General features: G+C 45.9%; 14 protein-coding genes. 7 read left to right on the top strand and 7 right to left on the bottom strand.

Annotated features, from left to right (window positions below; genetic code table 11):
* From WOA13_RS11395 to WOA13_RS11375, 5 genes are read left to right on the top strand one after another with little or no spacing between them, the layout of a single operon-like run.
* Window positions 1-957 (top strand): CBS domain-containing protein, encoded by a 957-nt coding sequence (locus tag WOA13_RS11395; protein WP_342128013.1) that lies wholly within the window; start codon window positions 1-3, stop codon window positions 955-957.
* 39 nt (window positions 958-996) lie between these two features.
* A complete protein-coding gene (locus tag WOA13_RS11390) occupies window positions 997-1,836 on the top strand; it encodes a CBS domain-containing protein (protein WP_342128012.1) in 840 nt (279 codons plus the stop codon).
* 54 nt (window positions 1,837-1,890) lie between these two features.
* A complete protein-coding gene (locus WOA13_RS11385) occupies window positions 1,891-2,667 on the top strand; it encodes a CBS domain-containing protein (RefSeq protein WP_342128037.1) in 777 nt (258 codons plus the stop codon).
* A gap of 5 nt (window positions 2,668-2,672) precedes the next feature.
* Window positions 2,673-3,848 (top strand): RNA ligase, encoded by a 1,176-nt coding sequence (locus WOA13_RS11380; RefSeq protein ID WP_342128011.1) that lies wholly within the window; start codon window positions 2,673-2,675, stop codon window positions 3,846-3,848.
* 57 nt (window positions 3,849-3,905) lie between these two features.
* Entirely contained in the window at window positions 3,906-4,943 is a 1,038-nt protein-coding gene (locus WOA13_RS11375; RefSeq protein ID WP_342128010.1) for an EF-Tu/IF-2/RF-3 family GTPase, read from the top strand.
* Between the two features lie 19 nt (window positions 4,944-4,962).
* Here WOA13_RS11375 and WOA13_RS11370 read toward each other — a convergent pair whose 3' ends face one another.
* The gene (locus tag WOA13_RS11370) at window positions 4,963-5,469 is read right to left on the bottom strand and encodes a hypothetical protein (RefSeq protein WP_342128009.1); all 507 of its coding nucleotides are present in this window, start codon (window positions 5,467-5,469) and stop codon (window positions 4,963-4,965) included.
* 10 nt (window positions 5,470-5,479) lie between these two features.
* Window positions 5,480-6,223, bottom strand: coding sequence for an RAD55 family ATPase (locus tag WOA13_RS11365; protein WP_342128008.1), 744 nt, complete (start codon window positions 6,221-6,223; stop codon window positions 5,480-5,482).
* Window positions 6,224-6,423: 200 nt separating this feature from the next.
* Between WOA13_RS11365 and WOA13_RS11360 the strand changes: the two genes are divergently transcribed.
* Window positions 6,424-7,491, top strand: a complete 1,068-nt coding sequence (locus WOA13_RS11360) for a stage II sporulation protein M (protein ID WP_342128007.1) — start codon at window positions 6,424-6,426, stop codon at window positions 7,489-7,491.
* A gap of 47 nt (window positions 7,492-7,538) precedes the next feature.
* Here the strand turns inward: WOA13_RS11360 and WOA13_RS11355 are convergent, their stop codons facing one another.
* A complete protein-coding gene (locus WOA13_RS11355; RefSeq protein ID WP_342128006.1) occupies window positions 7,539-8,567 on the bottom strand; it encodes a methionine synthase in 1,029 nt (342 codons plus the stop codon).
* A gap of 194 nt (window positions 8,568-8,761) precedes the next feature.
* Here WOA13_RS11355 and WOA13_RS11350 point away from each other — a divergent pair, with 194 nt between their 5' ends.
* Window positions 8,762-9,787, top strand: coding sequence for a CobW family GTP-binding protein (locus tag WOA13_RS11350; protein WP_342128036.1), 1,026 nt, complete (start codon window positions 8,762-8,764; stop codon window positions 9,785-9,787).
* A gap of 87 nt (window positions 9,788-9,874) precedes the next feature.
* Here the strand turns inward: WOA13_RS11350 and WOA13_RS11345 are convergent, their stop codons facing one another.
* The 4 genes from WOA13_RS11345 to prf1 all read right to left on the bottom strand — a co-directional run bounded on the left by WOA13_RS11345 (window position 9,875) and on the right by prf1 (window position 13,658).
* Window positions 9,875-10,282, bottom strand: coding sequence for an inorganic diphosphatase (locus tag WOA13_RS11345; protein ID WP_342128005.1), 408 nt, complete (start codon window positions 10,280-10,282; stop codon window positions 9,875-9,877).
* A 77-nt stretch (window positions 10,283-10,359) separates the two neighbouring features.
* Window positions 10,360-10,641 carry a DUF1294 domain-containing protein gene (locus WOA13_RS11340; protein WP_342128004.1) on the bottom strand — a complete coding sequence of 94 codons (282 nt, stop codon included), beginning with the start codon at window positions 10,639-10,641 and terminating at the stop codon, window positions 10,360-10,362.
* A 44-nt stretch (window positions 10,642-10,685) separates the two neighbouring features.
* Complete coding sequence (gene argS / locus WOA13_RS11335) at window positions 10,686-12,389, bottom strand: arginine--tRNA ligase (RefSeq protein WP_342128003.1); 1,704 nt, start codon at window positions 12,387-12,389, stop codon at window positions 10,686-10,688.
* 24 nt (window positions 12,390-12,413) lie between these two features.
* Window positions 12,414-13,658, bottom strand: a complete 1,245-nt coding sequence (prf1, locus tag WOA13_RS11330) for a peptide chain release factor aRF-1 (protein WP_048204315.1) — start codon at window positions 13,656-13,658, stop codon at window positions 12,414-12,416.
* Between the last annotated feature and the right edge of the window lie 91 nt (window positions 13,659-13,749).

Raw genomic sequence — 13,749 nt, 5'->3', positions numbered from 1 at the left:
ATGAAACTTGAAACACACAGCCCTATGAAAAGCAAGGTTCAGAAAAAGGACCATGCTATGATCACCACTTCCGGTACAATGGATCGCGGGGCTTTTGATTTTCATACAAGGATCTCAGAGCATGAAGGAGACATCATGTCGGTGGCCACAAGGGATGTTATTACAATACCCCCCACAACCAGGATCATCGATGCCATAAAGACGATGACAAAAAAGCACTTCAGGCACATCCCCATTACTGATGCGGGTACAAATAGGATCGAGGGTATCGTTACATCTTTTGATGTTATCGATTTCCTGGGAGGCGGAGAGAAGAACAAGCTCATTGAGAACAGGTACAAAGGAAACCTGCTCTCAGCCATCAATGCAAACGTAAGCACAATAATGCAGCACAAAGTCGTGTCGATACGCAGTGATGGGAATATCAGGGAAGCTTTTGACCTTATGCTTAAGAACAACATCGGAAGCCTTCCAATTGTGGACAGTACGAACCATGTACGTGCTATCTGCACAGAGAAGGATTTCCTGGGATTTGCTGCCGGAATTGTGACTAACAAGGCCGTCGTTGACTATATGAGCAAAAGAGTTGAAAAAGCACCTGCAGACATGACCATTAGCGATGCTGCAAAAGTAATGATCAAGAACCATTTCCGCCGTCTTCCTGTGGTCAAGGGTGATATCCTGATCGGTATTGTCAATGCTTCTGCCATTATGCACTTTCTGGGAAGCGGAGAGGCATTTGAAAAGCTCACCACCGGCAATATCCATGAAGTAATGGATGCCCCTATCAGCTCACTGATCTCAAAGGATGTTGTCTGGATAACATCGGATACGGACCTTGGGAAAGCAAGTGAGCTTATGGTAAAGCACGGTATTGGAGCACTACCAGTGATCGATGAAGGAAAGCTCTGTGGTATCATCACGGAAAGGGACATACTGCGAGCAATGGCTGAATGAAGATCCACAAGGATAACAAAAGAACAAGGAGGATGAGATATGAAAGTATCAGACGTAATGACCTCACCTGTCCATGTAATGGGACCGGATGAGCCTGTATCACATGCAAGGAACCTTATGCTCAGGCACAAGATAAGCACCATAGTTGTTGTAGAGAACGATGCGATGGTTGGAATAGTCACTAAATCCGACCTGGGAAGGCGCCTCGCGCAAGCAGAACCTATGTGGAGAAGAAGGCCGATCGACAAAGTCCCTGTAAAGATGGTAATGACAGAAGACCCTGTAACGATCTATCCTGATGCATCTGTTTCCCAGGCAACGGCACTGATGGTCGATAATGATATCAATAATATCCCTGTGGTAAGCAACGGCAGACTTATGGGAATTGTAACCAGAGTTGATGTCGTACGGTGCATGTCAGAACTGGTCAGTGAGATAAAGGTAGGGGAGATAATGACCCTTGAGCCTGTATTTGTACACAGGCACCACACTGTCAACCACGTTGTCGATGAAATGGAAAATAACAAGGTCAGCAAACTTATTGTCACCGATGACACCGGTGAAGCTGTGGGAATGATAACCACAAGGGAACTGGCTCTTCATGTACTTGCAAACAATGAGGGAGGACTTCCATCCAAGAGCATCAAGATGGCAAGAAAGCCAAAGGCCGGAGGTGAAAAGGTCTACAGGTATGTAAAAGATGTTCCACTTGTTGCAGAGGATATAATGGTCGGCATACCTACAATACTCGATGCCGATGATCCGGTCACAGAAGCTGCAAAGGTGATGATCGAGGACAATGTTACAGGTTTACCTATTGCCGAGAACGATGAGATCGTTGGTATTGTCAGCAGAACAGACGTGATGAAAGCAGCCTGAAAAAGGCATAGCAAGAAGTACAGATGAAGAAACTGAGTTTAAGAGGTGACAGACATGCAAGTAAAGGACATAATGGTACAACCAACATCAATTGACAAAGCAGACACTATCTCACATGCACTTGATGTGATGGAAAAGAAAGGTACACGTCGCCTGTTAGTGACACATGACAATGATCTGGTCGGTATTCTCACCATGAGAGGTCTTACCAAGGAACTGGGAACACGGAAGAAAGGTACAAAACCCGCCTCTTCACTTCATGTTGCTACTGCTGTATCAGACAACTACGTGAAGGTCCTGCCTGATATGGACGTAAATGATGCTGTCGTGTTAATGATCAAGCGCGGTGGCGTCATCATTGTAAGTGACAATGATAATGTTCTCGGATGGGTCACTCCTGCTGAGCTGCTTGAGAATGTAACATTCGACGGTTACGCTGCTGAGGTCATGAAAAGCAATCCTATAATCGTACACCCTGCAGACAGGGTCAGCCATGTCAGGCACCAGATGCTTGATGAGGATGTCGGAAGGTTCCCTGTACTTGAGGATGAGAAGCTTATGGGAATCATCACAGAGAAGGACATTGCAAAGTCAATGCGCGCCTTCAGGGATGTTGTCTCAGGAAGCAAACAGGATTCCCGTATCAAGAACCTCATTGTAGAGGACATCATGAAAAGAGGCGTCAAGACCGTAAACACCAACACCCCGATATCCGATGTAAAGAAAATGATGCTTGAGGAAAATATTGGAGGTGTACCCGTCCTAAATCTCGAAGGGGATCTGGTCGGGCTCATTACAAGAAGGACGCTTGTGAACACCATTGCAAAATAAGAAATATGCGAGTCGAAGATGCTGGTAAAGACATTGAACTGGACGTAGAAGGTGTGTCAGAGTACCTTGGCATACCTGTTTCCAGGCTCCGGAAACTGCTTGATAAGCGTGAGCTTTTGCAGAACTGGGGGGAATACCAGCACCTTTTTCGTTTTGTGACCACTTTTTCAGGGATAGAAAGTGGAACTGTTATCTGCCAGAAGGATGGCTTTTTTGAACTGATCAAGGGTTTCCCCAAGATACAGCGTGCCATGCTGCTGGAACCTGCCATCAACACTCATTTTTCCGAAACCGATACGGTATGCGTGGAAGAGAAGATGAATGGCTTTAATGTGCGTGCCATAGTTTTTGATGGAAAGATAACTGCTATCACGCGCGGTGGATATGTCTGCCCCTATTCCACGGAAAAAGCAGGTCAACTGTTAAACATTGATTTTTTTAATGACCACCCTGAGCTTGTCCTGCACGGGGAGATGGTCGGACCTGATAACCCCTATGTACCCAAGAAGATCTACGATGATGTGGATTCCATTGACTTCTATGTCTTCGACATGAGGTACAAAGGCAGTGGTGAACCCCTTCCGGTATATGAAAGAAGGAAGCTGGCCGAGGAATATGGTTTTACTCAGGTCAGGCTCTTCGGGGAATTTACAAAAAAGGAAGCTCCTGAAAAGATACGTGCCATTATCTTTGATCTCGGTAAGATCGAGCATGAAGGTGTTGTTATCAAAGACCCGGATATGAACATCCCACCTGTTAAGTACACCTGCTCACAAAGCAATTGTGCAGACCTTCGACATGCGTTCAAGTTCTACAATGATGTGGGCCGTGACTATCTTTTTTCAAGAGTGGTGCGGGAAGGTTTCCAGGCATTTGAATGGAAAGAAAGTGAGGAAGACCTCAGGAAGCGGTGCCTGCAGCTTGGAGAAAGTATCCTTTATCCGATGATTGATGCCATTGGTGAAATGGAAAAAGGTGAAAGGGTAGCCGAGGAAGTGCAGATAAGGGTCTCTAGCCTTGACACACTTTCCAAGTTCAAAGAATACCTGCGAAGACAGGGAGTAGAAGCAATATTCGATGAACCGGAAAAGGTCGGCGATGAATTCCTCATAAAGATAAGGAAGCTGAACAAGAGCACCAATGATAAGACCCTGTCCATGTTCAAAGGCGAACTCTGGTGATCTCAAAAAAGCATATATGACAAAAGGTATTTGTGTACACTAATAGTGTGATCATATATGACAAAGATAACTATCATCGGAAGTGAAAAAAGCGGCAGGACGACCCTTGCTTCAAAACTTGGGAAAAAAGGAAATACAGCAGACATCACTATGTATGATTTTTCCAAGAACGACAGGGTCCTGACGACCATAGACGCCGTCGGCTATCCAACTTCTGTCAAGCCCATGGTGACCGCCTTTAACCTTTCAGACATTGTCCTTTTGTGCGTGCCTCCGGAAGGCCTTGATGCAAGTATAGGAGAATGTATCATCGCACTTGACCTGATGGGATATAAGCACGGTATCATCGTCCTTACGAAATCAGATACAAGCTACCCATTTGCCCTAGATGAACTGAAGGAGAAGATAAAGAAGATAACCACCGGCACCGCTCTTGAGAACTGGGATTACATCTCTGTTTCCACAACCTCTTTTGAGGGAATGGAAGAACTGAAGGAAATGATCTTCGATATGGGAGATGTAGTCGAAAAAGAGCAGGAAGAGCTCAACGACCTTCCAACACGTGTTGTGATCGACCAGTCCTTCAATGTAACAGGTATCGGTTGCGTTGTTCTCGGGATCGTGATGCAGGGTACGCTGAATGCAAAGGATAAGCTTGTGGCTTTCCCAACGGACAAGACAGTGGAAGTACGCTCCATACAGATGCATGATGTGGATGCAAAAAGCGCTCCACCAGGTGCCCGTGTTGGTCTTGCACTTAAGAACGTCCAGTCAAAGGACATCGAGAGAGGTTTCATACTCTCAGAAAAGGAAGATGTCACCGAAGACCTGACACTCAAATGCCAGTTCTCACAGTTCTCAAAAGGCTTTGCAATTGGAGATGTACCACATATATTCGTGGGGCTCCAGTCATCCCCGATGAGATTAGCAAAAATAGTAGTGAATGGCGAAGAGGTCGAGAGGACAACAACGGACGCCGAATGTACTATAACACTGACCGGTTCAAAATTGCTGGCTTACAACGAATCGGACAGGTTCATCATCTGCAACCTTGATGATAAGCAGAGATTCGTGGGATATGGCTATAAAGCCTGAACCCACACCCTTTTTTAATTTAATTATTTTCTTTCTTCTTTGGCATTAGTGGCTTGAAGCCATCAAGATTGGTTGGACGTTCCACAGCCTTGGTCAGGGAAGTGCATGAAGGATTGTCAAGAAGTTCCGGGCGGTTCACAGGAGCAAATACAGTCTCATTTTTTACATATTCTGTGTGCTCATCAGAAGTTTTTTCTTCTGGTTTTCCGAAAACAGGTTCCACTAAAACAGCAGGTTCTTCCTTCTTAAATACAGATGTTCCGGGAGCGATCTTTAATCCTTTCTCCCTTGCAAGACTACCTTCCTCTTTGCCCTGAACATACTTGTCGGAGACAATGTCACCAAGCCCCAGACTGCTAACCTGACTTTCCAGCTTCACAATGCTCTCTTTGACCCAGCCGATCTCCGAGTGTTTGTGGTAACCTACCTCAAAGCCAAGCTCAAAGGCTTTCTTTTCAACTTCTGCCCTTTTCAGTTCAGCAAGGGTAGGCTTATCCTTATTATTCCTGGACAGATTCATTTCCACATACCATTATTCAGGGTAACATGGTAGATACTTTCAGTCCCCTCTCGGTGAACTCAAGCTGTCTCATATCACAATCGTGCTTTGTTCCCCGCATCTTTATGATCTGCAATGCACGGGTCATCTCCTTGCCATAGAGGAAATTGTGAAGGAACAATACACCATGTGATGCGAACTGTTCAGTCGAATAGGATGTCGGATCTGTCATTTCTGAGAGAAGGATAGTAGTACACCCGATGCGCTTCAGGTTCCTGATGAACCTTCCCATCTCCTTTTCTTCTGAACCATGGTCCTTTGTAGTAAAACGTATAGCAGATACGGAATCAATGACAAGCCTCTTGACATTGTACTCCTGGACATACGCAGCTATCTCCTTGAACACCATTGCAGGGGAAGGAGCCTCACCTTCAACAGATGAATGACTGACCTCATAATCAGAACTTATGACCTCATGCAGGTCATCCATGTAACCGTATTCCATCCTGGGACCAAGATCTGCAAAGAGCAGTTTTTTCATCTTTATCAGAGTTGCAACGTTCATCGAGTAATTAGACATGTCATTGATGATGTTCTGGGGACTTTCAAGCAAACTAACATAAAGACCAACTTCCCCAAAAGTAGCACCCTGTGCAAGGAACTGCATTCCAAAAGTTGTTTTTCCGCTTCCAGGCGGACCACTTAAAAGATAAACACGTTCCGGAACCAGTCCACCCTGAACAAGTTCATCGAAACCTTCAATTCCAGATTGTATCCTCATATTAGACCTCACTTTAACAGCAAACCATGTTTCTCTCAGATATATTTGTAAGGAGATATATTTTAAATCATCGATGAAAATTATATTTATATGTGTATTTATCAGCTAGGGGAATAAAATTTAACAGTTAAAGTTAAGTGAAATCCTGAGAAACATAGTTAAGTAGCAAAAATAAAAACTGTCCATTCAAACAAAAGGCAATGAAAAGGGAAGAGTCAGATCGGTTCAAAATAAAAAGGAGAGATGTAATATGGTCAGTGAAACTCTTCATACTATTCGCAGCACTGGCCTTTGTTTTCAGTATATCCGTTTACGTTGTTGCTTACTTTTTTTCACAACCTGAAGCGTCCAGCAGTGTGGTAGTTCCCACTGCACAGGCTGCAACTTCGGAAATAGATGTCGTCAACGATGCTATAGTTTCAACCTCTGCGGCCGCTACTTCTAAAGTGGATGTAGGCGCCAGGTATGTAGGTCCGATATACTCCGTTTTTGTCTTCAACACAATAGCAATACTTGTCACGGCCATCGGCACTGGGGCCATAACATACAGCCACAGGTTCGCTTTCAGGGAAATAATGTTTCGATCCCGTCACCCATTCTATTGCAGGATCATATCCGGTCTGGACAAGCCTTCCCCTATATTCCTATCATTCATAAGAAAGACAGCTGCACGCATCTATCCTGAGATCAGGCAATATCAAACAACTGAAAAGAAAAAAGATCCGAATTCCATCTGGAAGAAATGCAGTTATCACGGAGATGATTACAGGGCAGTTGCATTGATGCTCCCACTCATATTCCCTGTACTGACCTTACTCCTGAACGGAATTATAGCAGGGATCGTACTCGCACTTTTCCTTTTCAACGGGATACTCTGGGGAAGCCAGACAGCAGGATTGGCAGGTATTTTCCTGGGAGCTGATTTTGCCTTCGTATATTACCTTGCTTCAATATCCCCTCACGGGATCATCGAACTGCCTGTGATCTTCATAGCCACATCCCTTGCATACAGGTTTTCGAGAATACACTCGGAAGAGATCATAAGAGGAAATCTGTTCGAAGCTGAAAGTTATGAGGATATAAAAAAGGATATCAAAGTAATAGAGAATGTCACCAGAGCTTACCTGAGATCCGTATATATGTGGAAAACATTCTCAATTATGATCTTCTTGCTCCTTATAGCTGCATATATAGAGATACAGCTGACACCCCAAATATCGGGATATGTGTTCAAGATGGTGGGTCTTTTGAGTTACAATCTGATATGATCTAAGCTTTTTTTATCTGAAAGTATGCCCTTTCAGAACGAGGTACCTCATTTACAGAAGTTCTCGATACCTCTGGCAACATTGGTTAGCAGTTGTCCTGCAATCTCCTGTGTAGGCCAGGAACCAAGACCACAGTCAGGACCAACATACTTGATGCGTTCCCCGAATATGGAATAGGCCTTTTCAAGGCGCTTTGTGATGACATCCGGAGTTTCCATTTCAGTCACTATCTCAGGCAGGTATTGTGTGTCCTTCCAGACATTGGTGTTGTACTTCTCGTTCAGCACGGATGCAAGGTTGAAGATATCGGTCCTTGCAACACCCACTCGCAGGAAAGAATCGGTATCTTCCAGAACCTTCCTGTCGATAAGATCAAGGTATGAAGGATTTGCTGCGGATTCCACACCGATGACATTGATGTTCGGTGTATCGCATGGGATCTTATAATGAAGCGGTGAGTGAAGGTGGATCTCCACATCCATATTCTGCTTGCCTGCATAGGAAGTGGCGGTGGTAAGAGCTTCCACCAGTTCAGCATCTGTGAACATTATCTGCGGATTGATACCGATACTTGGCTCATCAATGGAAACCGTCCTGATGTTGAAGTTCTTTGCAGACTTAATGGAATTACTAATGAAACGGTCAATACTCACTGCCAGCAGGTTCAGGATGTCGGTATACTGGGTTCCCCCGAATTCTTTGAGATACAATTCAAGCGGACCTGTCACACAGACACGGACATCCGGCTTCTCCCCGGTCTTATCCCTGTACTCTGCAGCGGCCTCTTCTAAGATATCAAGCTCAAGGATACGTGCTTTGTCCTCTTTGACCTTGAAAGGTTCTTCCACGCATTCCGGATCATTGATGATGGACAGGAACTGCTGGTTCATATCCTGGAACTGTGGATAGGTGGCAACCTGCACACCTGCATCAAGCTTCTGGCTAAATGCCGAACCTATGACAGAGAACAGTTTCTCATCGTTGTTCCTCTTAGAAAATGCGCTTTCCATCCACTCCTTTGTTACACCTTCCGGTAGCGGATAACTTCCAATGTCGTCAAAGATCAGGTCGCTCATAGCTACCGTATGTGCGAGTATCATTTATAATGTTAGCGAAATGTTTTCTTCGGGAATACAACAAATAAGATGAACAAAGGACCGAAGATCAAACCTGCAAGTTTTATAAGTAAAGACTCCCAAGTTCAAAGGAAGCTTAAAAGAAAGTGATTTTCATACATACAATTCTACCACCGGTGAGATAATTGAAAATAATGATCATAGGCGGCTTCCTTGGAAGCGGTAAGACCACCACATTGCTAAAACTTGGCAAACACCTGAGCGAAACAGGCCATAAGATTGCGATAATCGTGAACGAGATCGGTGAGATCGGACTGGACGGCGATACCCTCTCAAGCACAGGTATTGTTACCGAAGAACTCACAAGCGGCTGCATCTGCTGTACCCTGAAGATCAGCATGGAATACACCCTTTCTCAACTTTCAGACGATTTCCAGCCTGACGTTATCATTATCGAGCCTACCGGTATCGCATTCCCCAGGCAGATCAAGGAAGACATCGCTCTTATGAAGATCGATGACCTGAGCTTTGCACCTATCGTGAACATCGTGGACGGAACCAGGTTCAACACCGAGATCAAGCAGACACCAAAGTTCATCGTGACACAGATAGAAGATGCTGAGATCCTCTGTATCAACAAGGTCGACATTGCAGAGAAAGAAAAGGTCGCAGAGGTCAGGAATTTCCTGGAGGAGATCAATCCCGAAGCAGAGGTCATCGAATTCTCCGCAAAGGAAGCCGACGAGAAGTTCCAGAGGCTCATCGACCTGCTGGCAGGCAAGAGCAAGGAAAGGGAAGCAAGGGAAGCCATCAACTCCATCGAAGCCTCCGAGGTCAGCTCCTATTCCGGCGAACTGGTCATCAAGGACTGTGAACTGGAAGAGCAAAAAGCGGAGAAGTACGCAACAGATGTACTGACTTCCATCAGCAAGCAGGTCAGGCTGATCAATCCCAACTTCGTGGGTCACATAAAGATTGCCATGGAATACCCCGGAACCCTCATGAAGGCCAGCATCACCTCTTCTGAGAGCGTTCCTAACATCGAGTTCTTTGAAACCAAAGGCAAAGATTGTAGCCTGAAGTTCCTCTCAGCGGTCACGAATGTGGAAAAAGAAGATCTTGTAAAGATCGTTGAGGGTACTATAAAGGAACACCTTTTGCAGGAAGAGATACCTTTCAGCAACAAGGTCAAGAATCTCCAGACCATCAACATCCTTTAAGGATAAGAAAGATCAAAGGAATTTTTGTGGAAAAGGAAGACCTTTTCCCTACTCTTTTTTGCAGAATAACAGCTCAATGAAAAGTTCTCACTCTTGTTCGAACAGTTCAATGCCTTCGAACCTGCATTCTGCAATTCTTCTTTCAAAGGTCAGATAACGGAACCTTTTGAACAGTGCATACATCCTGAAATACAATCCGAACAGCCTTTCGGAATACGGGTCCCCGAGATAGAACACTTTTTTATCGTCCTGGACCGAGTCATCCACAAACCTTACCACACCACCCGGACTGATCAGATTTACCAGGGTTCCCTGAGCAAGCCGGGGCCCCAGTACGATGGCATCTTCTTCCATCCCATCGTCTCCCAAGGTATCCTCAATGAAACCATAGTTGAAGATCGTGGGTATGGGAGAAAAAAGAACCCTTTTGTACCCGTCATCCACTTTCTGGTACTTGAAAAAGCTGAACTTTGGAGTTTCTATCCGAACCTTCATTGTCGGGTAATCAATTCTTTTTTTATAAAACACTTTTTAAATTGTTTCACCAGATATCGATTCACAAATGGATGATATCAAAGCAGTACCGGCAAAACATACTCAAAGAAGAGATAACCTTCCACGACAAATATCAAAGGCATCCCGATCCTGAACGTCGTATGCCTTGTCTTATGCCTGAACTTCTGCATTCCGGCTATGGAACCAATGCTTCCACCCAGCAATGCCCAGGTGAACAACGTCTTTTCCGGTGTCCTGTATTGACCTTTAACAGCCTTCTTTTTGTCAGAGTACATCAGCCAGAAAGAATAAGCATTTACTAAAAGAAGATACAGGAGAAGGTACATGTACAATTCCATATTCCATTCTCCTTAGTTTGTATGAATTTGTTTTCGTGTTTAACTTACATTGATTCCGGTGCACCAAGTCCCAGAGTATCCAGGGTGTTGGCGAGCACTATCCTTGCACAGTCCACAAGGGCCAGACGGCCTGCACGGACATCTTCTTCCTCGGCATTGAGGACGGATACGAAGCGGTAGAACTGGTTGAACGCATCTGCAAGTTCCCTTGCATAGATGGCAAGCATGTGAGGCTTCAGTTCCCTTGCACACTGGTCAAGTACGTTGTCGAACATTGCCATCTTCTTGATGAGAGCGATCTCGCTGTCTTCCACAAGAAGTGAAGCATTGATATCTGCCTCAGCGTTCCACAGCCCTTCATCCTTTGCCTTCTGAAGGATGCTGCATGCACGTGCATGTGAATACTGTACGAAAGGACCGCCCTGCTTCTCGAAGTCCAGTGCTTCCTTCCAGTCGAAGACCGTGGACTTCTCGGGTGAGACCTTCACGATGTCGTACCTGACAGCACCGATACCTACCATGTCCGCAACCTGCTTCTTGAACTCATCAGCCATCTCAGGGCGGCGCTTGTCCACTTCTTCCAGTGCCCGGGCCTTGACCTGATCGAGCAGCTCATCGGCGCTGATGAACTTTCCGCGCCTGGTGCTCATTGAGCCTTCAGGTAGTGAGACAAACTCGAAGATAACGACCTCAGGCTCCTTCTTGCCAATGGCGTTCAGTGTTGCACTGAGCTGGCCGGAGATCAGTTTGTGGTCTGCTCCAAAGACATCGATAATCCTGTCAGCACGCTCGCCCTTCCATTCGTGGTATGCGAGATCACGTGTGGTGTAAAGTGAAGTTCCATCGGAACGCTGGATGACAAGGGTCTTCTCGAAACCGTAATCCTTAAGGTCCACAACAAGGGCACCGTTATCGATCTCAGTACGTCCTGTGGCCTTGATCTCATCCACTATCCTTGAGACGTCACCGGACCTTATGAAACCGGACTCCTTGGGGAACTCGTCGTGAGCGACGTTCATCTTGCCAAGGGTCTCCTTGATACCTTCAACTGCACGACCTACAGCCTCGTCGAAGCGATTGATGGTCTCTTCATCGCCGCTCTCCACAAGCTGCATGAGCTTGTCAATCTCGGCAACCTTCTCAGGGTGTGCCTCAAGCTCGGCGTTGGCCTTGATGTAAACGTTTGCAATGGCATGGTCAGGCTTGGAGTCGTTGTCGAACTCGAAGCGTTCAAGGGCCCAGGATACAATTGCTATCTGGCGTCCCATGTCATTTACATAGTAGTGTAGCTCAACATCATATCCTGCACGTTTGAGGATACGACCGAGGGTATCACCGATGATGGAATTTCTTATATGACCTACGTGAAGCGGGCCGTTGGGGTTGGCGGAAGTGTGCTCAAGCAGGATCTTTCCTTCACGGAAATCGCCTCCGAATACATCCTTCTTTTCCCTGATGCCTGATACCACACCATCAATGAAACTGCGGCTGGCAGTGATGTTCAGGTAAGGGCCCATTGAATCTATCTTCCCGATATAGGAATTCTCAGGTATCACTACCTCGGAAACGATCCTGTCAGCAACATCCTTGGGGCTCTGCTTTGCAACAGATGCCAGCCTGAATGCGACCCTTGAAGAAAGGTCTGCATGCTGGGAGGGGCCAAGCTCCAGATCGTTCACTTCAAAACCTGCCGAACTGACAGCATTGTTCAGTACGGACGTAACCTGCTGTATGAAATCTAAGAACAAAATGATCACCTATGAATAACTAGATCAGATACCTGTGTTGAAACGCAGGATGGCGACGATACCACCAAAAGCATTCAAAAGCTGTGCACCCTCTTCGAAATCAGTGGAAATGAACTCTACCGTAGTACTCATCTGGTCACACATCTCGGACAGCTCATCCACGACATCGACCTTTTCCACAGACTCAAGATAGGACCCACATTTCGGGCAGTTACCAAGAGCTGTCTTTGAATCACCTGGCTTGAAATCACTGGTGGTCTTTTTCTCATAATCGCAAGAAGTACACCTGATGGTCTCCCTCTCGGCCCTTAGGTCTTCTGACACGAGCATTATATCGACAGCACCGATAATGAGATTCTCACGCACATTTTCCTCACCGTAGGTCGCTTTACCTGAATCTGATACCAGTTCCTGGAAGAACTGCTGCATGAGCTTCTTCTCTACCATCAGGTCAAGGTCTTCAAGCCTTTCACTTGCTGCATTCACAAGCTCTGATAGACCGGATTCATCGGTATATGCCACATCGAAAAGGCCGAGCATCTTCTTCTCTATCTCGTGGTGAAGGAAGTGACCGGATTCGAACTCCTCTTTTGTTGGTGAAGGACCGCCTACTAGCACGCCTTCAAAGTCCTTCTGGTCCACTGTGAGGAACACCTCACTTGCCGCATCACCTATACGCTTGTAGAAATCGTGTATTGCAATAAGCCTGAGCTGCTGGAACCTGTGGGCACTCTGTCCTCCCTTCCTCTGCTTACCCGGAACTGTGGAGGTCAGGTTTCGGTATGGTTCTATGTGTTTACCTACCAGAAGACCGATGGAAGCCTCACGCCTGTCGAGAACGAGCAGGCCATAGGTCTTTGCTTCTCTTAGCATCTCCTCTAACGGATCAAGGTAGAATGATGAATCACAGTGGTACCTGTATGTGATAATTGGCTGCGGAGGCTCAATGATGGTAGTCTCCATGTTAGTCTTGTTAGCGCCGATATCCACAGCACCTGTGAAATAGACGATACCGTTTTCCGGGACTGTCACATACCTGAGCCTGGACATGATGGACTCAATTGCACCCTGAACGTTCGTTTTTGTCAGCTTGGACTTAATGTTGGAAGCCTGACCGTGCTCTGTCTTGAGCTGTGCGACTACATCTGAAAGCTGCTTGTCAGGTGGGATGTAAAGGGAGATCAGTTCAGTACCACGACCTCGCTTGTCCCTTAACGATTCAAGTTTCTTTTTAAACTCGTATTTTTGATGTGAAGATTGGTCAGCCATTGTGGGAATACTCCATAATAAGGATCAATTGTGATTTAGATGCGCTGCATCCGGATAATTATGTTCCCCATGTGGAAACATATATGCTATT

This window comes from Methanococcoides sp. LMO-2, assembly GCF_038432375.1.
GTDB lineage: Archaea > Halobacteriota > Methanosarcinia > Methanosarcinales > Methanosarcinaceae > Methanococcoides > Methanococcoides cohabitans.
Note: the sequence above shows the minus strand (reverse complement) of the source record. Positions and strands in the feature narration are given on the sequence as shown.